Origin of the sequence: Mesorhizobium sp. M1088, from assembly GCF_040318575.1 — a bacterium.
GTDB lineage: Bacteria > Pseudomonadota > Alphaproteobacteria > Rhizobiales > Rhizobiaceae > Mesorhizobium.
This window is the reverse complement of sequence record NZ_JAMYMO010000039.1, coordinates 1-17,211: the sequence shown is the minus strand read 5'-3', so window position 1 is coordinate 17,211 and position 17,211 is coordinate 1. Positions and strand designations below refer to the sequence as shown.

At 62.4% G+C, this 17,211-nt stretch carries 13 protein-coding genes and 3 pseudogenes; 11 read left to right on the top strand and 5 right to left on the bottom strand.

What is annotated here, in order from left to right:
* Nucleotides 1–3: 3 nt before the first annotated feature.
* From NKH49_RS28430 to NKH49_RS28420, 3 genes and pseudogenes are all read left to right on the top strand, one after another.
* On the top strand, nt 4–552 hold the full coding sequence (locus NKH49_RS28430) for a ubiquitination-like system serine protease family protein (protein ID WP_352725328.1): 549 nt from the start codon (nt 4–6) through the stop codon (nt 550–552).
* 236 nt (nt 553–788) lie between these two features.
* Nucleotides 789–1,688, top strand: a pseudogene (locus tag NKH49_RS28425) (IS701 family transposase); the annotation flags it as partial.
* Between the two features lie 301 nt (nt 1,689–1,989).
* On the top strand, nt 1,990–2,991 hold the full coding sequence (locus NKH49_RS28420) for an NAD(P)H-dependent flavin oxidoreductase (protein ID WP_352772934.1): 1,002 nt from the start codon (nt 1,990–1,992) through the stop codon (nt 2,989–2,991).
* Here the strand turns inward: NKH49_RS28420 and NKH49_RS28415 are convergent.
* A pseudogene (locus NKH49_RS28415) lies at nt 2,979–3,489 on the bottom strand (IS5 family transposase); the annotation flags it as partial. The gene NKH49_RS28420 and the pseudogene NKH49_RS28415 overlap by 13 nt on opposite strands.
* Before the next feature lie 703 nt (nt 3,490–4,192).
* Nucleotides 4,193–5,839, bottom strand: coding sequence for an MFS transporter (locus tag NKH49_RS28410; RefSeq protein WP_031194952.1), 1,647 nt, complete (start codon nt 5,837–5,839; stop codon nt 4,193–4,195).
* Between the two features lie 485 nt (nt 5,840–6,324).
* Here NKH49_RS28410 and NKH49_RS28405 point away from each other — a divergent pair.
* Nucleotides 6,325–7,350 (top strand): annotated as a pseudogene (locus NKH49_RS28405) (class I tRNA ligase family protein); the annotation flags it as partial.
* Between the two features lie 189 nt (nt 7,351–7,539).
* Here the strand turns inward: NKH49_RS28405 and NKH49_RS28400 are convergent.
* A complete protein-coding gene (locus tag NKH49_RS28400; protein ID WP_352625523.1) occupies nt 7,540–8,685 on the bottom strand; it encodes a trans-sulfuration enzyme family protein in 1,146 nt (381 codons plus the stop codon).
* Between the two features lie 92 nt (nt 8,686–8,777).
* Here NKH49_RS28400 and NKH49_RS28395 point away from each other — a divergent pair, with 92 nt between their 5' ends.
* Both NKH49_RS28395 and NKH49_RS28390 read left to right on the top strand, forming a co-directional pair.
* Entirely contained in the window at nt 8,778–9,422 is a 645-nt protein-coding gene (locus NKH49_RS28395) for a helix-turn-helix domain-containing protein (RefSeq protein WP_352721586.1), read from the top strand.
* A 49-nt stretch (nt 9,423–9,471) separates the two neighbouring features.
* Nucleotides 9,472–10,110, top strand: coding sequence for an FMN-binding negative transcriptional regulator (locus tag NKH49_RS28390; protein WP_352928917.1), 639 nt, complete (start codon nt 9,472–9,474; stop codon nt 10,108–10,110).
* A gap of 999 nt (nt 10,111–11,109) precedes the next feature.
* Here NKH49_RS28390 and NKH49_RS28385 read toward each other — a convergent pair.
* Both NKH49_RS28385 and NKH49_RS28380 read right to left on the bottom strand, forming a co-directional pair.
* Nucleotides 11,110–11,619 (bottom strand): GNAT family N-acetyltransferase, encoded by a 510-nt coding sequence (locus tag NKH49_RS28385; RefSeq protein WP_352721583.1) that lies wholly within the window; start codon nt 11,617–11,619, stop codon nt 11,110–11,112.
* Nucleotides 11,620–11,904, bottom strand: a complete 285-nt coding sequence (locus NKH49_RS28380) for a type II toxin-antitoxin system TacA family antitoxin (RefSeq protein WP_352721581.1) — start codon at nt 11,902–11,904, stop codon at nt 11,620–11,622.
* 995 nt (nt 11,905–12,899) lie between these two features.
* Here NKH49_RS28380 and NKH49_RS28375 point away from each other — a divergent pair.
* Genes NKH49_RS28375 through cybH form a run of 5 tightly spaced genes read left to right on the top strand, consistent with a single transcriptional unit; the run spans nt 12,900 to nt 17,080 of the window.
* Nucleotides 12,900–13,976, top strand: a complete 1,077-nt coding sequence (locus NKH49_RS28375; RefSeq protein WP_352721579.1) for a hydrogenase small subunit — start codon at nt 12,900–12,902, stop codon at nt 13,974–13,976.
* The gene (locus NKH49_RS28370) at nt 13,976–15,772 is read left to right on the top strand and encodes a nickel-dependent hydrogenase large subunit (protein WP_023679114.1); all 1,797 of its coding nucleotides are present in this window, start codon (nt 13,976–13,978) and stop codon (nt 15,770–15,772) included. Before NKH49_RS28375 ends, NKH49_RS28370 begins: the two co-directional genes overlap by 1 nt.
* A 13-nt stretch (nt 15,773–15,785) precedes the next feature.
* Complete coding sequence (locus NKH49_RS28365; protein WP_051406206.1) at nt 15,786–16,010, top strand: HupE/UreJ family protein; 225 nt, start codon at nt 15,786–15,788, stop codon at nt 16,008–16,010.
* Nucleotides 16,007–16,360 carry a HupE/UreJ family protein gene (locus NKH49_RS28360; RefSeq protein WP_280952126.1) on the top strand — a complete coding sequence of 118 codons (354 nt, stop codon included), beginning with the start codon at nt 16,007–16,009 and terminating at the stop codon, nt 16,358–16,360. Before NKH49_RS28365 ends, NKH49_RS28360 begins: the two co-directional genes overlap by 4 nt.
* A 9-nt stretch (nt 16,361–16,369) precedes the next feature.
* On the top strand, nt 16,370–17,080 hold the full coding sequence (gene cybH / locus NKH49_RS28355) for a Ni/Fe-hydrogenase, b-type cytochrome subunit (RefSeq protein ID WP_352579874.1): 711 nt from the start codon (nt 16,370–16,372) through the stop codon (nt 17,078–17,080).
* Nucleotides 17,081–17,211: the final 131 nt, after the last annotated feature.

Here is a 17,211-nt window from a genome sequence, read left to right as displayed (position 1 = left end):
TGGGTGCTCAAGAAAACGCACGCGGTACAGTTCAAGGGCAGGGTTGAACGTCAGTCCGAAGCCATCGAGCAGGTGGATAACCCGGGAGACGTTTCACTTGTGGAGCGCGGAGCTCCGCGGTCCCTTGTCATGAGATGCCCCGATGGATGCGGAGACATACTGACGGTTAACCTCGACCGTCGTGCCGGGCCGGCCTGGCGCCTTTATCAACGCGAGGGCGGGTTGACCCTTTTCCCTTCTGTGTGGCGAGACACTGGATGCGGGGCACACTTCATCGTCTGGGACAACGTCATCCATTGGACCAACGATGCCTGGATCCTGCGGCCCAATTCATCACTCGAACGTGCTGTCGAAGGTCGACTCAGTGACGAGCTGGCGAGCTTCGTTGATATTGCGGCAGCGGTGGATGAAGTGCCTTGGTCGGTTCTCGACGCATGCCGGTCATTGGTCAAGTCGGGGATCGCTGTCGAAGGAACCGGCGCCGAGCGGTCCAGCTTCCGCCTGGCGAGTGATAGCGTCCAAACCTCACGGGCCAGGAAAAGGCATTGGTAATCAGCCGCGCGACCGGCGGCCTAGAGCGAGCATCTCAGCAGCGTGGCGAACCCTCGATCGTCAGCTTGCCAAGGCTGAACCTGTGATCGTCTGCAAGTTATCTTCAGGACCGCTGGAGGTAGATCAGCTCGCGGCGGCGCTTGATAGCCACCATGTGCAAGCAAGTCCCGGGCGTTGTGCAGTGAGAGGGTATCCACGAAATGCTTGGTCCGCTTCTCTGCCGGCCGATGGTCCATGAGGATGGTGTCCTGATCGTCGACGAGACGGGATTTGTGAAGAAGGGCGATCGTTCCGCCGGTGTCGCGCGTCAGTACTCGGGAACGGCGGGGCGGATCGAGAACAGCCAGGTCGGCGTGTTCTTGGCTTACGCGAGCCGCTACGGCCAAGCGCTGGTCGATCGTCGCCTTTATCTGCCGGAGAGCTGGACAAGGGATCGGGCGCGATGTGCCAGAGCGTCGATCCCGGAGATGGTCGAGTTTGCGACCAAGCCAAAGATGGCGCGCGCCATGGTCGAGGCGGCGCTCGATGCCGGCGTCCCGTGCGCTTACGTTCTGGGCGACGCTGTCTACGGGGCGGACAGCAGCCTTCGCCGGATGCTGGAAGCTCGCGAGCAGCCCTATGTCTTGGCGGTTCGAAGCGCTCACTTCATGCGCCGGGGAGGGGATCGTCTGTTTGAGGAAACCTCGCCCGAGGAACTGGCCAGCGAGTTCGAGCCCGACGACTGGGCCTGTCATGCGGCAGGTGAAGGCGCCAAAGGGCCTCGGCTCTACGACTGGGCACGCATCCGCCGCCCTTGGACGTCAAAAGGCGGCTTCGAGCATTGGCTTCTCGTCCGCCGCAAGCGATCGACATCCGGAGAAAAAGCCTACTACCTGGTCTTCGCCCCGCCCGGTTCCTCCTTGGCCGAATTGGCGGCAGTGGCCGGCCTGCGCTGGGCGATCGAGGAGTGCTTTGAGCGCGCCAAGGATGATCTCGGACTTGATCATTGCGAGGCTCGGTCCTGGCACGGATGGCATCGCCACATGAGCCTGTGCATGGCCGCCCTGGCATTCCTCTCGAAGCTATCGGCTGATCTTCGCCGCAGCGCATGGAGCAAACCGAACGAAACGAGTCCAAAGGAGCCAATCGCCGCCTGATCCGGATGGCTGCGCTCGTCCCGAGCGTCCCCGAGATCCGCTATCTCCTCGCCCGGATCCTCATCTTCCCACCGACACAAAAGCCCTTCATCATCGCCTGGTCGCTATGGCGACGACGACATCAGGCTGCGGCCACCATCTGTCACTACAAACGGCATCGGCATTCGCAACTGTAGTACTAAGGTCCGGACTCATAACCGTCGGTCGACTGGGGGCTCTGGTTGCCGTTAATCGCGGGGCGCTGAGCGGGGCTCGATAGAATCAACCGAACCTGCGATACTCAAGGCAATCTGTTGGAGTGATGATGCGCATCGTAACCCGTCTCACTGATCGGCTTGAACTGCAGCATCCGATCATCAGCGCGCCGATGGCATTCGCATCGGGCGGGGAACTCGCAGGTGCGGTCAGTTCAGCCGGAGGGCTTGGGCTTATCGGCGGCGGCTATGGCGACGCTGATTGGCTGACGCGAGAGTTCGAGCGATCTGGCAACCGACCTGTCGGCTGCGGCTTCATAACATGGTCACTCGCCAGGAACCCGCGCCTACTCGATAAGGCCCTGGAGCGGCGACCAAGTGCGATTTTCCTATCCTTTGGCGACCCGGCGCCTTTTTCGCCGGCGATACGGGCCGCCGGGGTCCCCTTGATCTGCCAGGTCCAGAGCCTCGACGACGCGCGCCGCGCTCTTGATGTCGGAGCCGACATCGTCGTCGCCCAAGGCGCGGAAGCCGGCGGTCACGGTGAGAAGCGAGCGACATTCACATTTGTTCCGGAGGTCGCGAACTTGGTACGGCGACGGGCGCCGGACACGCTCATCTGCGCGGCCGGTGGCATCGCCGATGGTCGTGGGCTTGCAGCGGCGCTGATGCTTGGCGCTGATGGCGTCGTGATGGGATCACGTTTCTGGGCCTCGTTGGAGGCTCTCGTTCATCCAAATCTGCACCAGGCTGCCCTTGCGGCGACCGGAGACGACACGGTTCGAACCTCGGTGATGGACCTAGCGCGCCGCCTGGATTGGCCATCGCGGTTTTCACTGCGCGTTCGGAAGAATGCTTTTACGGAAGCCTGGCACGGCAATGAGGCCCATCTCCTCGCCGACATTGACGCGCAGTCCGCTGCCTACCGCGAAGCGTGGGCAAGCGGCGATCCCACGATAGCCGCGATCATGATTGGTGAGGCCGCCGGCCTTATCCACGACATCGAGCCGGCGAGTGACATACTCCTTCGCACCGTTTCTGAAGCGATCACCCTGCTTCAGGGCGCAAGTTCGCTTCTGTTTGTCGAGGACAACTGTCACAGCCAGTAACCGACCGTAGCGGCGAGGCAGACGGCAGCGAGGAAGTTAGTGACCGATCGATCGTATCTGGTGGCAATGCGGCGGAAATCCTTGAGCCGTCCAAACATGCGCTCATGGCGTTGCGATCACGGTAGAGGAACGGGGAGAAGCAGTTCTTCCAGCGCCGGTTGGCTTTCGACGGAATGTTCGGCATCGCCCCTTTAGCCTCGACCTTGTGGCGAATGGCATTGGTGTCACAGCCCTTGTCGGCGTGCAGGATCGGGCTCTCGGGCATCTGCTCCAGAAGCAAATCTCCGGCGCTGCAATCGGCGACCTGGCCACCGGTCAAGAGGAAAGCGATCGGGCGGCACAGGCCATCGGTCAGGGCGTGGATCTTCGTGGTTCGCCCACCGCGCGACCGGCCAATCGCCTGATTTTGCTCCCCCCTTTGCCGGCAGAAGCGCAGCGATGCGCCTTCACGGCCGAAGAGTCGATCAGGACCTCAGCCGGAGGACCGCCAGCGCTTGCCGCGCGTGTCGGTTGGCAGCAGCGCCTGCAGCCGCGAAAACTGCTCCTCGGTCAGCCAGAAATAATCGCGATTCATCGGTGGCCTCCCTTTGGAGACCGTGAATCATAAAACCACCGTCAGTGGAACCCTTTATGGGTCCGGACCCTAGCAGGTTGTGACCATTGCTGCGGCAATGCAGCAGTCCTGGATAATAAGTCCAAGATGCCCCGGGTGCGCTTCCACCGCACCACCGGGACCTTCGCTGCAGCTAAATGCAGAAAATCCACTCGCGCGCTGAAGCCCGAAAAGGCCGCGGCGCTGGCGGGTTGAAACTCCAGTCGGGCTACGCCCTCCCTGCGTTCCAACCCGCCAGCATTCTCATCTTGATTGACGCAACGCTCGCAGCTTCATTGTCGCGCCGCCGCTGGCGGATTCCTCCGTCTGCCCGCTTCGCTCCGTGCAGACCGGGGAGACCCCTCCGCCCCCCTTGCTCCCCGCTGCTCGCCGCGATGCAGGGGGACAGGCGACCTGAACCCGTGCCCAAGCCGATCTGATGGCAGAGGCGGTGGGGCTGGACATGGGCCCGTGGTGGACATACGTGCCACACAAATCCTCATGCTCGCCTAACCGGCCGCAAGGTATGGCAATCCGGGCTGACCCGACGAAAGAAGGAGTAGGTCTCGGCCATTCCCGTGTCCGAGCCCAGAAAAGTTACTGGTTTCCTTACGGGCGCGATACAAAGGGCACAGGCTGGACTTGGCTGCCGGGGGCGGGGCTTGTCGACCGCTCGATCGAAAGTGAGAGACGAGGAGGAGAATCACCGACCTGCAGAGCGGCAAGGCGCTCGCCTACCTCCCTGTCAGTCACCGTTAGCCGATGGTTTAGACGAAGATAGTCCGTCCATGTCGGCGTGCGGAATGTCTCGGTCCAAAGAGTCGAGTTCTGAAGATCGCGCTGGAGGGTCCAGTCCCGCGCACCGGCACGGCTCTGAACGCGCCGCCTTTCGCGCATGCAGCTCAGAAATTCCTCGATATTCTCCTCGGGGATCGAGTACTCCACCTTGATCACGATCGGGCCGCTCCTGGGCTTCAAATCGAGGGCCAGTTCTGGTGGCCTGAAGTCGAAGGCCCCTTGATCCGATTCCTCCCATAGCCGTACCGGCAATAGCTTTCCCACAGCTGCAACCAGCAACAGCGCCGCTGCAGCACCTTCCAAAGCCCACGTCAGGGAATAGTACTGCGCGACAGCACCCCAGATCCAGCTGCCCGCTGCCATGCCGCCGTAGGTCAGGGCGTAATAGATCGACAGGGTGCGACCAACGACCCATCTTGGGCTTGCCAACTGCACACACACGTCGGTTCCGGTCCAGGTGACAACCCAGCCTGCGCCAGCGATTGCAAGCGCGATCGCTGCTACAGCCACCGATGATGTGAGAGCCAGTAAAAGGCAACACGTTGCGCAAGCAACGGACGCGAGCGTGATCAATCGATTTTGGGACGTGATGCGTCTCAAGTAGCTATTGCCAATGCCCGCGATGAAGGCGCCTGTGCCGAAGCCGGCCAACAGGACGCCGTAAACAATTGGCCCCCCCGCCAGTTGGTCGCGAACTAGGAGGGGGAGCAGAGCAAGGATCGAGATGCTTGACAGCCCGAACAGGGTTGCACGCACGATCGCCACTCTGATCTCCGAGGAGATTGCCGTGAAGCGCATGCCATCATGAATGGCCGTCGTCATCCGCTCGCGCGGAAGAGGCGAAGAACGAACTTGCCACTTGGAGCGCAGGACAGCGCTCAATGGGACCAGGTCGGTCAGCGCAGCGAAGGCGAAAGCCGTAAGGGGGCCCAGCAAAGCCAAAATTACACCGCCCAGCGCCGGTCCTATGCTCCGAACCACGTTGTACCCCACCGACATCAGCGTCACTGCAGCGGGTATGTCGCGCTTTTCGAGGATGTCGCCGACCGAGGCGTGCCAGGCTGGATCATTCAAGGCAAAGCCGCATCCCGCCAAGAAACTCAGTCCCAAGATCAGCCATGGACTGACAAAGCCCAGTCCAACAGAGAGAGCCAGCGCCGTGGATGCCAGTGCGATCAGGCAATGTCCGGCAAGCATCACGCCGCGGCGGCTGAAGCTGTCTGCAATCGCTCCAGCAAGGATCGACAAGAAGAAGGCGGGCAGTGTCGATGCAGCCTGCACGAGCGCAACCATCAGATCGGAGGCTGAAATCGTTGCCATAAGCCAGCTTATAGCCACGCTCTGCACCAGCCAGCCAAGGCTGGATATCTGCGTGGCTGTCCAGATCGAACGAAAGACCGGATTCTGAAGAGGAATCAGTGTGTTTGCTGCAAAGGGCGGGGAATCTTGACGCCGCATGACTTCTCACCTCCACCACGTAGTTCTTTCGCTCACTCACTTGCTGACAGCGGTGCGCTTACGCACAGCTGCGTCACAACCAAGTTCCGATATCGCGCTCGCAACAAAGTAAACAAAGTAGATGTCGCATCCACGGTGCTGATGCGCGATGAGTGTGCCAGTTGGGCGTCAGCTGGTCTGGGTCGCGCAGCCCGATGGGGTGCGGTCTGCCCTGCGACTCTTGGCCTTGTACGGTGCTACCGCCCCGATGGCCGGGTTGTCAAACTGCCACGGTGCTAGCAGCGCCCATCCCATCCTGACAGGCATGAGCATACGACGCAGCGGATCGCTGGTATCGGAGGCGGGTGCAAGATCAAGGGTGGCATCGTCTTGACAAGTACGAGCTGGTGGACGCCTTTGCCCGACCTATCACATCGGCGATTTATGGGGCCGCCGTTCAACTCGTTGGTCTATGCACAAAAAAACATAATACGCTTGAAAAGACGTTTCGGGCCGGTGCCGGGGCCGAGGAGGGGGCTGAAGCCTTCACCATCGTCATCCCGCCGCCGAATGTCACCGGCTCGCTGCATATGGGTCATGCGCTCAACAACACGCTGCAGGACATTCTGGTGCGCTTCGAGCGCATGCGCGGCAAGAACGTCTTGTGGCAGCCGGGAATGGACCATGCCGGCATCGCCACGCAGATGGTGGTCGAGCGCCAGCTTATGGAAAAGCAGATTCACCGCCGCGACCTGACGCGCGATGAGTTCATCGACAAGGTGTGGGAGTGGAAGGCCGAGTCCGGCGGCGCCATCCTCAACCAGCTGAAGCGGCTCGGGGCCTCGGCCGACTGGAGCCGGGAGCGCTTCACCATGGACGAGGGCTTATCCAAGGCCGTGCTCGAAGTGTTCGTGACGCTCTACAAGGAAGGGCTGATCTACAAGGACAAGCGCCTTGTGAATTGGGACCCGAAGCTGTTGACCGCCATCTCGGATCTCGAGGTCGAGCAGCAGGAAGTCAACGGCAACCTCTGGCACTTCCGCTATCCGGTCGAAGGCATGACCTTCGATCCGGAAAATCCGAAGACCTTCATTACCGTTGCGACGACCCGACCGGAGACGATGCTGGGCGATACGGCTGTCGCCGTCCACCCCGACGACGAGCGTTTCCGGCATCTCGTCGGCAAGAACCTCATCCTGCCGATCGTCGGCCGCAGGATCCCGGTGGTGGCGGACGAGTATTCCGATCCCGAAAAAGGCAGTGGTGCGGTCAAGATCACGCCGGCGCATGACTTCAACGACTTCGAGGTCGGCAAGCGCCACCGGCTGCCGGCGGTCAACATCCTTACCGTCAATGCGGCGGTGAGCCTCAAGGACAATGAGGACTTTCTCGCCGGACTGGACGTGACGCCGGAGCGCCAGGCCGTATGGGACAGCCTCGACGCCCTCGACCGTTTCGACGCGCGCAAGAAGATCGTCGAGCTGATGCAGACCGGCGGTTTCCTCGAAAAGGTCGGGCCGCATCGCCAGGCCTGAAGCGGCGGTTGCGGCGATCCTGAACAAGGTGCGGTCTCTCCGCGCCAACGCATCCGACACCGAGATTTTCGATCGAAATCTAAGCATCGTCGAAGATGCTTTGCCTGATCTAGGCGCCCAACCGTAGCAGGCCGCATTGCTGCGCCAGCCGCCACGTAAAGCGCTGCCAGAGTTCTTGCACCCGCGTCATTCGGCTGCCGCTTTGAAGGTTCCGCCTAGGGCCTGCATCAGATCATCGATAATGTCCTGAGGATGCTCAAGTCCCACTGACATTCGCAGTAATCCGCCTGGCGCCTTGGACTTGGCACCCTCGACGGATGCGCGATGCTCAATCAGAGAGTGCGTCCCGCCAAGGCTTGTCGCCCTGGCAATAACCTCGAGGCGGCCGGCCACGGCCATCGCAGCATCGGCTCCGCCTTTGACGATAAAGGATAGCATCGCTCCGTAATGGCTCATTTGCCGCTTAGCGAGATCGTGTCCCGGATCAGTTTGCAGGCCAGGAAAAAGTACTTTTTCGACACGCGGATGAGACGCCAAAGCCTCAGCAACCTTCTGGGCGCCTTCGCAATGCGCGCGCATGCGTACCGACAATGTCTGCAGGCCCCGCAATGCCAGCCAACAGTCGAATGGCGCTGCGACGCTGCCCTTGTGTCTCTGGACCATCCGCAGTGGGCGACCGAGGGGTGACGAGTGCGGGACAATGACGACGCCCGCCATCAAGTCCGAGTGGCCGCCGATGTACTTTGTCGCCGAGTGCACGACCGCGTCCGCCCCAACTTCGAGGGGCCGTTGAAGCACTGGAGTTGCCCACGTGTTGTCCACTACGGCCAAGGCGCCAGCCTCGTGCGCGATTTTGCAGATGGCCGAAATGTCGACAACGCGGATCATCGGGTTTGACGGCGTCTCGACCCAGACGAGGCCAGTCCGCTTCGACGTGACCGCGGCGCGCACGGCATCCAGATCGCGCATGTCGACGGCCGCAAAGTCGAAGCGAGACCCAATGTCGGTCTCGTCAATCAGCGAACGAATGCCGAAATACATGTCATCCGGCAGAACGATCCGACCCGTCGACGGATGGCTCTCAAAGACTGCAGCGATTGCAGCCATGCCCGACGCGAAGGCAATGCCATCTTCTCCGCCCTCGAGCGCGGCCATGGCCATTTCGAACGCGTTGCGTGTCGGATTTCCATCCCGCGTATATTCGAATCCGGACGGAAACGAGCCGTCGACGCTACGTTGGAACGTCGTGCTGGTGTGCAGCGGCAAGGATACCGCCCCCGTGGAAGCGTCGACAGCTCGGCCGCAATGGATCGCCTTCGTCTCAAAACGCATCGGTCATTTCCTCCCTAACGGCGCAGTTGCGCAATTCCAGGCCGGTCATTATATTGACCGTAATAGGTGAGCCGAGGCACTAAGTCAATATAATGACCGATGTTACGACAGCGTTGGACTCCGAGCAGGTGCTTGGCCAAGCGATAGCGGTTCGGATCCGACAATTGAGGCGCGACCAGAACCTGACCCTGGATCGACTGGCAAAACTGAGCGGCTTATCCAAGGGAACCGTCGTCACGCTGGAGCAAGGCAAGGCGAACCCCAGCATCGGCATACTTTGCCGACTGGCGGCGGCGTTTTCGCTTTCGGTGGCCGATTTGTTGAATGACCTTCCTTCCAAAGTTCGCCTTCCTATTGAGCGGACAGAGACGAGGACGCTTTGGACAAGCGCTAAAGGAAGCTTTGCACAACTTCATTCATCCACCTCGGGACGCACGATGTTCGAACTGTGGAGCTGGGTCATTATGCCGGGCGACGTGTTTTCCGCAGATGCTCATAGTCCGGGTACGCGCGAGCTGATCTCGGTCGCTCGGGGGTCCCTAAGTGTCGTGGTGGGTACCCATGCAGTAATTTTGAGCCAAGGCGAGAGTGTGCGGCTTGTCACTGACCAACCGCACTCATACGCGGCGGCATCTGATGCGCCCGCCCACTTCTCGATGGCAGTTCTTGAGGGTGGTGGACAGCGAGATCCGGGGCCCTCATCGACGGCAACGAAGATGCCCGGGCCCGTTCCGTGAGACTTCGTCGATCACTAACAACCGCCCATTCACGACAGGAGATATACCGTTGTACGTTCCGCCCCATTTTGCCGTCCGCGATCAGAACGCCCAGTTTGACCTTATCGAGAGACACCCGCTCGGTGTCCTGGTCACCCACAGCAAAGGCACTTTGGACGCGAACCACATCCCGTTCGAGCTTGACCGCTCGAAGGGAGACAAGGGCGTCCTCAATTGCCATGTTGCCCGCAAGAATCCAGTCTGGGAGGAAGTCGCCAATGGCGATGAAGTCCTCGTTATCTTCCGTGCGGCCGACGCTTACATCTCGCCGAACTGGTATCCAAGCAAGCATGAATTCCATAAGCAGGTGCCGACGTGGAACTATCTCGTCGTCCACGCCCACGGACGCATCACTGTCCGGGATGATGAGCGCTATGTGCGCCGTAACGTGGCGAAGCTCACTCACATGCATGAAGCCTCGCAGCCTGCCTCGTGGAAGATGGGCGACGCGCCGAAGGACTTCATTGACACGATGGTTAAGGCGATCGTCGCCCTGGAGATCGAGATCACCGGCCTGGTTGGTAAATCAAAACTCAGCCAGAACAAAGAGGTGCGCGACATTCAGAACGCTGGTGAAATGCTGAATGCCCGAGGCGTCAATGGGATGGGAGAAGCGATGCTCGCGGCTGCGGCGGCCCAATCCCAATAGCATCTATCTTGTCCCGATAAGCCGCTGGTGCTGGATTTCCAAAGGGTGACCTTGAGAGACAAATGCTTCGGCTCGCCGGAAACGCGACCAGCACCTGACCACCCGCTATGCGGCAGATGGACAAGAACTCAGGCCGCCATCGCCAGCCACATCCGCAATGCCGCCGGATCGATGGAAGCTGCTTACCCCGCCAGCCTTTCCGGTCATGTCGCCTGCGTCGTCAATACCTCGAACAGCAGCCTGGCGCTTAAACCGAGTTGCGTGTTCGGTATGGCGGCACAGCGGTTTCGAGATCGGAGCCGACTGGCAGCGAACGCCACCCCCACGGTGGCGATGCCTCGCAGCCAGGTTGGATGACCAAGCAGCCGGGATGTCGGCAGGCTTGCACCCGTTTCAGATGCGAGACGGGTCAAGACGATCATCCTGCACAACGTCACGCGGCGGTGGGCCGGTTTCGAAAAGGGCCGGCCCCGGCCGTTCATACAAGTGGAGTTGGGGGCGGGGCCGGATCAAACCTATCGGGTCGGACCCGCCGGGACCGCGCGTACATCATCCCGGCAACGCCAGGCGCTCGTCCGGCGCCATGCGGGCTTCGGCTTGGCGCGCCGAATGTCTGGACCGGCATCGCGGAGCATGGCGCACCAGTCTCCCACATTGTACGTAGTCGCCATGCTGCCCCTGGCCAGATCGCAAATGACGCACGGCTTGTTCGCGATGGCGAGCTGAAGCACGTTGACGGCCGTGCCGGGCGATGCGCCGTCCCAGACTATCATCCCAAAGTCCGCGCGCCGCGCCATCTCCCGGTCTTTGGCGGCTGGATCCAGTATCCTCTAGCGCCTTCACGAGAGGGGACCTGGTAGGCAGCCCAGTCGCCCAGATTATTGCTAGCTTCCTCGCTCTGACCGCCGTCTCCCTCTGGCCCTGCGTGAGGGATCGTCATCCGGCTGCAGGCCGGCGCGCCCGGACGCTGCCGCTGCCGGAGGCGCTACGCGCGTGGAGCTAGTGGCCTTTGTCGGCCAGCCAGAGGCCCACGTCCTGGATCGAGCGCATGAGCACCGACGGATTGTCCCGCGCGGGAATGAAGCCCCAGCTCTGCCAGTAGCGCTCGGCCTCGGCGTCGATCGCCCGCACCACCACCGCGCGGCCGCCGATGATGTCGGCGCCGGCGACGCAGCGATGCAGCGCGTCCTTGACCAGGCCGCTGCCGATGCCTTGTCCGGCATAGCGATGGTCGACGGCGAGTTGTCCAACCAACAGGCAGGGGATCGGATCGGGCGGGCGTCCGGTGCGGATGGCGCGCGGTGCGCTGTTTGGCTGGATCACGCCCGGCGCGAGGCCGCAATAGCCGACGACTGTTCCCTCATCGTGAACGACCAAGACGCGGGTAAAGCCGCGGACCTGGTTCGTTCGCGCGAAGCCGGCCAGCCAAGCGTTGAGCGTCGGCTTGCCGCAATCGAAGCTGTCGAGGCGGTGCGCGTCGTCGAGGAGTTCGATGCCTGAAAGCGCCACCTAACGGTCCCAGGGCGGGGACCGACGCAGCCGCTCGGCCGCCTTCGGCGGGGGCGAAGCGGCGGGGGCTGAGATCGCCTGCATGAAGGCGTCATAAGCTTCCGGGGACACGCGGATGACGGTTTCGTTGAGGATGGCCGCCTGCGCCTCGTGCAGCGCGGCGCGCCGCATGAACTCCGTGCGCGACAGGCCGAGCAGCTCCGCGCCGCGGTCGATGATGGTGAGATCATCGTCGCGAAACCGCATCGAGACGGGTGTTTCCTTCCTGGTGGCTGTGGTGGCCATGGCGCGCTCCTGTACTGCGGACGTATATACGGTAGTGTAACGCGGAAGGCAATACTTCGTTCCCTGGTGACGTCTCGTGGACGGATGGCCTCAGGACTTCTCGCGCATCGGTTCTTCTCGGCTTCTCGCCCGCAATCGCCATTGCCGCAATCCAGAGCAAGGTGGCTTTGGTCAGCTCCGGCGGATCAATTACGGCTTAGGACGCGCATGTGTTTTTCAGCGGCCGGATGAGCGGCTCCAGAAGCGAAGTCGCTGCCATGACTGTAGCCGGAAGCCCCGGCTATGCCGAACCCTGATGAACATCTGACGCGATGGCGACTTTCACGCCACAAAGGAGGAACGGCTATGAAGGCTGGGCGGCGGCACTTTCATTCTCAGGCACCGCTCTATGCCACCTGCCGGCCAAGTGCAGTTGGCACAAATCTTGAACCTCTCTTTGCGCGGCGGCAGGAGCTGCAATCGCACGTTCGGCCTCACGCAATGAAAGACCGGTCACGACCGCGGCACGTGCAGCCTCAGACAAACCAGTCTGCATTTTATTCAACGGCTTAGCTGCGAGTGCGGCGGCGCGCGGCCGAACATCACCGTGTCGCGGATGCGACAAACCCGACAACAGCGGTTTCAACGCAAGCGGCGACGAGTAGATGGTGCAAATCCCGCGATTCCCAGTCTGCTGTAGCCGCGCAGGCCAAGCGCGATCTGCTCGGCCGTCCTGACAAGCCGCGCGTGGCTCTGGGCGAGGTCGGTCGAGGCCCGCCGAAATCCCGTCGGCACCCGCCGCCAGGCCTCTTCGCTCGTCTCGCCGCATCACGGAAACTTTGTTCGAAATCTGCCAGCCCGGTTTCCACTCCTTTGCCGGCGACCGGAACAAGTCAACGCCTCGAAGAGCATCTGAGTTTTGAATTTATTCGGCTTTTTAACTCTGGCATCGGACTTGCTCCGCCTTCGCATGTCCGCGGCACCAGGAGACGCCGCCGCCTGTGGAGGAAGGCCTGATGCAACAAACATTCTACGAGGTCATGCGCCGACAGGGGATCACCCGCCGAAGTTTCCTGAAATTCTGCAGCCTGACGGCGGCTTCCCTCGGCCTTGGACCGGCCTTTGCGCCGAAAATAGCTTACGCGATGGAGTCCAAGCCGCGCATTCCGGTGCTGTGGCTGCACGGGCTTGAATGCACTTGCTGCTCCGAAAGCTTCATCCGCTCGGCGCACCCGCTCGCCAAGGACGTCGTGCTGTCGATGCTTTCACTCGATTATGACGACACGCTCATGGCGGCCGCCGGCCATCAGGCCGAGGCGATCGTCGACGAGGTCGTCGAACAGTACAAGGGCAACTACATCCTCGCGGTCGAAGGCAATGCGCCGCTCAACGAGGACGGCATGTTCTGCATCATCGGCGGCAAGCCCTTCGTCGACCAGCTCAACCATGCCGCCTCCAACGCCAAGGCGATCATCTCCTGGGGCTCCTGCGCCTCCTGGGGCTGCGTGCAGGCCGCGCGGCCGAACCCGACGCGGGCCACGCCCGTCCATAAGGTTCCGGGCCTGCCGGACAAGCCGATCATCAAGGTTCCCGGCTGCCCGCCGATCCCAGAAGTGATGACGGCCGTCATCACCTACATCCTGACCTTTGAAAAATTCCCAGAGCTCGACCGGCAGGGCCGGCCGAAGATGTTCTACAGCCAGCGCATCCACGACAAATGCTATCGGCGCCCGCATTTCGACGCCGGCCAGTTCGTCGAGTCCTTCGATGACGAGGGCGCGCGCAAGGGCTATTGCCTCTACAAGGTCGGCTGCAAGGGACCGACCACTTACAACGCCTGCTCGACGGTGGGCTGGAACGGCGGCCTCTCCTTCCCGATCCAGGCCGGCCATCCCTGCATCGGCTGCTCCGAGGACGGCTTCTGGGACAAGGGCGATTTCTACAGCCGCCTGACCCGCGTCCACGGCTTCGGCATCGAGGCCGATGCCGACAGGATCGGCACGACGGCCGCGACCGTCATCGGCGCCGCCGCGGCCGCGCATGCGGCGGCGAGCGTGGTCAAGCGGATGCGCGAAAAGGGAGGGAACAAGTGATGGTCATCCAGACGCCGAACGGCTTCAATCTCGACACCTCCGGCCAGCGCGTGGTCGTCGATCCGGTCACGCGGATCGAAGGCCATATGCGCTGCGAGGTGAACATCGACGAGAACAACATCATCCGCAACGCGGTCTCGACCGGCACCATGTGGCGCGGGCTCGAGGTCATCCTCAAGGGCCGCGACCCGCGCGACGCCTGGGCCTTCACCCAGCGCATCTGCGGCGTGTGCACCGGCACGCACGCGCTCACCTCGGTGCGTGCGGTCGAGGACGCACTGGGCATCATAATCCCGGAGAACGCCAATTCGATCCGCAACATCATGCAGCTCTCGTTGCAGGTGCACGATCATCTGGTCCACTTCTACCACCTGCACGCGCTCGACTGGGTCAATCCGGTTAACGCATTGAGAGCCGACCCGAAGGCGACGTCGGAGCTGCAGCAGGCGGTTTCGCCGAGCCACCCGATGTCCTCGCCGGGCTATTTCCGTGACATCCAGAACCGGCTGAAGAAGTTCGTCGAGAGCGGCCAGCTCGGGCCGTTCAAGAACGGCTACTGGACCAACCCGGCCTATCTGCTGCCGCCGGAGGCCAATCTGATGGCGGTGACGCACTATCTGGAAGCGCTTGACTTCCAGAAGGAGATCATGACGACGCGCACGATCTTCGGCGGCAAGGACATCCATCCCAACTGGCTGGTGGGGGGCGTGCCTTGTGCGATCAACATCGACGGTGAGATGGCGGCCGGCGCGCCGATCAACATGGAGCGGCTGAACTACGTCCGCAGCGTCATCGAGCGCGCCATCGCCTTCGTCGACAACGTCTACATCCCCGACATCATCGCGATCGGCAGTCTCTACAAGGGCTGGCTCTATGGCGGCGGGCTGTCGGGCAAGAGCGTTCTTGCCTATGGCGACATCCCCGACAAAGCCAACGACTATTCGGCAGCCAACCTGATGATGCCCCAGGGCGCGATCATCGATGGCAACCTCAAAGAGGTGCTGCCCGTTGACGTGCGCGATCCCGAGCAGATCCAGGAGTTTGTGCCCCACTCTTGGTACAAATACCCGGACGAGGCGAAGGGCCTGCATCCATGGGATGGTATCACGGAGCCGAACTATCAGCTCGGGCCGAATGCCAAGGGCACGCGCACCGACATCCGCGAAATCGACGAGAGCGCGAAATATTCCTGGATCAAGGCGCCGCGCTGGCGCGGCCATGCGATGGAGGTAGGGCCGCTCGCCCGCTATGTCGTCGGCTACGTCCAGGGCCACGAGGAGATCAAGGAGCAGGTCGACTCGACGCTGCGGGCACTCGGCGTACCGCTGACGGGGCTGTTCTCGACGCTCGGCCGCACCGCTGCGCGCGCGCTGGAAGCACAGTGGGCGGCCCGCAAGCAGGTCTACTTCATGGACAAGCTGATCGCCACCATCAAGGCTGGAGACAGCTCGACGGCCAATACCCAGAAATGGGATCCGAAGTCCTGGCCCGCCGAAGTCAAGGGGGTCGGCTTCACCGAAGCGCCGCGCGGGGCGTTGGGCCACTGGATACGCATCAAGAACGGCCGGATCGAAAACTACCAATGCGTCGTGCCGACCACCTGGAACGGCTCGCCACGCGACCATGCCGGCAATATCGGCGCCTTCGAAGCGTCGCTGATGGAGACCAAGGTGGAGCGGCCGGAGGAGCCGGTCGAGATCCTGCGGACGATCCACAGCTTCGATCCGTGCCTTGCCTGTTCGACCCATGTCATGGGTCCGGACGGACAGGAACTTGCCAATGTCAAAGTGCGCTAGGGGAGGAATCGAAATGAGACACGCTATCCTGAAACTTGGCGCCGCAGCTTCGCTCGCGGTCCTTGCCAGCCCGGCGCTCGCCCATGTCGGCGCAGGGCATGCCGACGGGTTCGCCGCCGGCATCGCCCATCCGCTGATGGGACTCGACCACCTTCTCGCCATGGCGGCGGTCGGGGTCTGGTCGGCGGTGGCCATGCCGTCGCGGGTCCTGGTGGCCCAGCAACCTTCGTGGCGATGATGATGACGGGTGCGGCGTTGGCCTTTGCCGGCATCCGCCTGCCAGCGGTCGAAGGCATGATCGCGCTATCCGTGCTTGCTCTCGGCATCATGATCGTCGCCGGTGCCGGCCTTCCCGGCATGCTCGGCATCGGCCTTGCCGGGTTCTTCGCCCTCTTCCATGGCCATGCCCATGCGAGCGAGACGACCGGCGCGGCACTTGCCTATATTGCCGGCTTCACGCTCTCGACCGCGGCGCTGCATCTGGCCGGCACCGGCATCGGCCTCAGGCTCGCGTCGTCGCCTTGGGCGCGCGCCGGGCTCGGCATGGTCATTGCCGGCTCGGGCGCTACGCTCGTGTTCGGCGGCTAGGGGGCGGCCATGAGCGCGAGCCAAACTCCGCATGGCGAAGAAGGGGTCTATGTCTACGAGGCGCCGCTGCGCCTCTGGCACTGGGTCAATGCCTTCGCCATCCTCATGCTTGCCGGCACCGGCTACCTGATCGGCTCGCCGCCGCCGGCGGTTGGCGGCGAGGCGAGTTCCAGTTTCCTCTTCGGCTGGATACGCTACCTGCATTTCGTTGCGGGCTATGTCCTGATCGTCGGCTTCGCATTCCGCATCTACTGGGTCTTCGCCGGCAACGAGCATTCCCGGCAGATATTCCTCCCGCCTGTCTGGAACGGACGGTTCTGGAAGGAGCTCTGGCACGAGGTGCTCTGGTACGCCATGCTGGTGAGCGAGCCGATGAAGTATTCCGGGCACAACCCGCTCGCGACGCTCGCCATGCACTTCCTGTTCGTCTGGTTCACCATCTTCATGATCGTGACCGGACTGGCGCTCTACGGCGAGGGGGCCGGCATGGGGTCCTGGCAGTACGACCTGTTCTCGAGCTGGGTCATCCCACTTCTCGGTCAGAGTCAGGACGTGCATACCTGGCACCATCTCGGCATGTGGGTGATCATCTGCTTCGTGATCATCCATATCTATGCCGCGGTGCGCGAGGACATCATGTCGAAGCAGTCGATCATCTCCTCGATGTTCTCCGGCTGGCGGACCTTTCGCGGCAACGGCGCGCCTCGTGATTCCCACTAGGACTTTCGCGACCTCACCTGCCGGGGGGGGGGGGGGGGGGGGGGGGGGGGGGGGGGGGGCGGGGGCGGGGGGGCTGGGGGTGTGGGGCCACTCAACACGAGGGCGGAGTAGAGACGCAGCAGACCGACGGA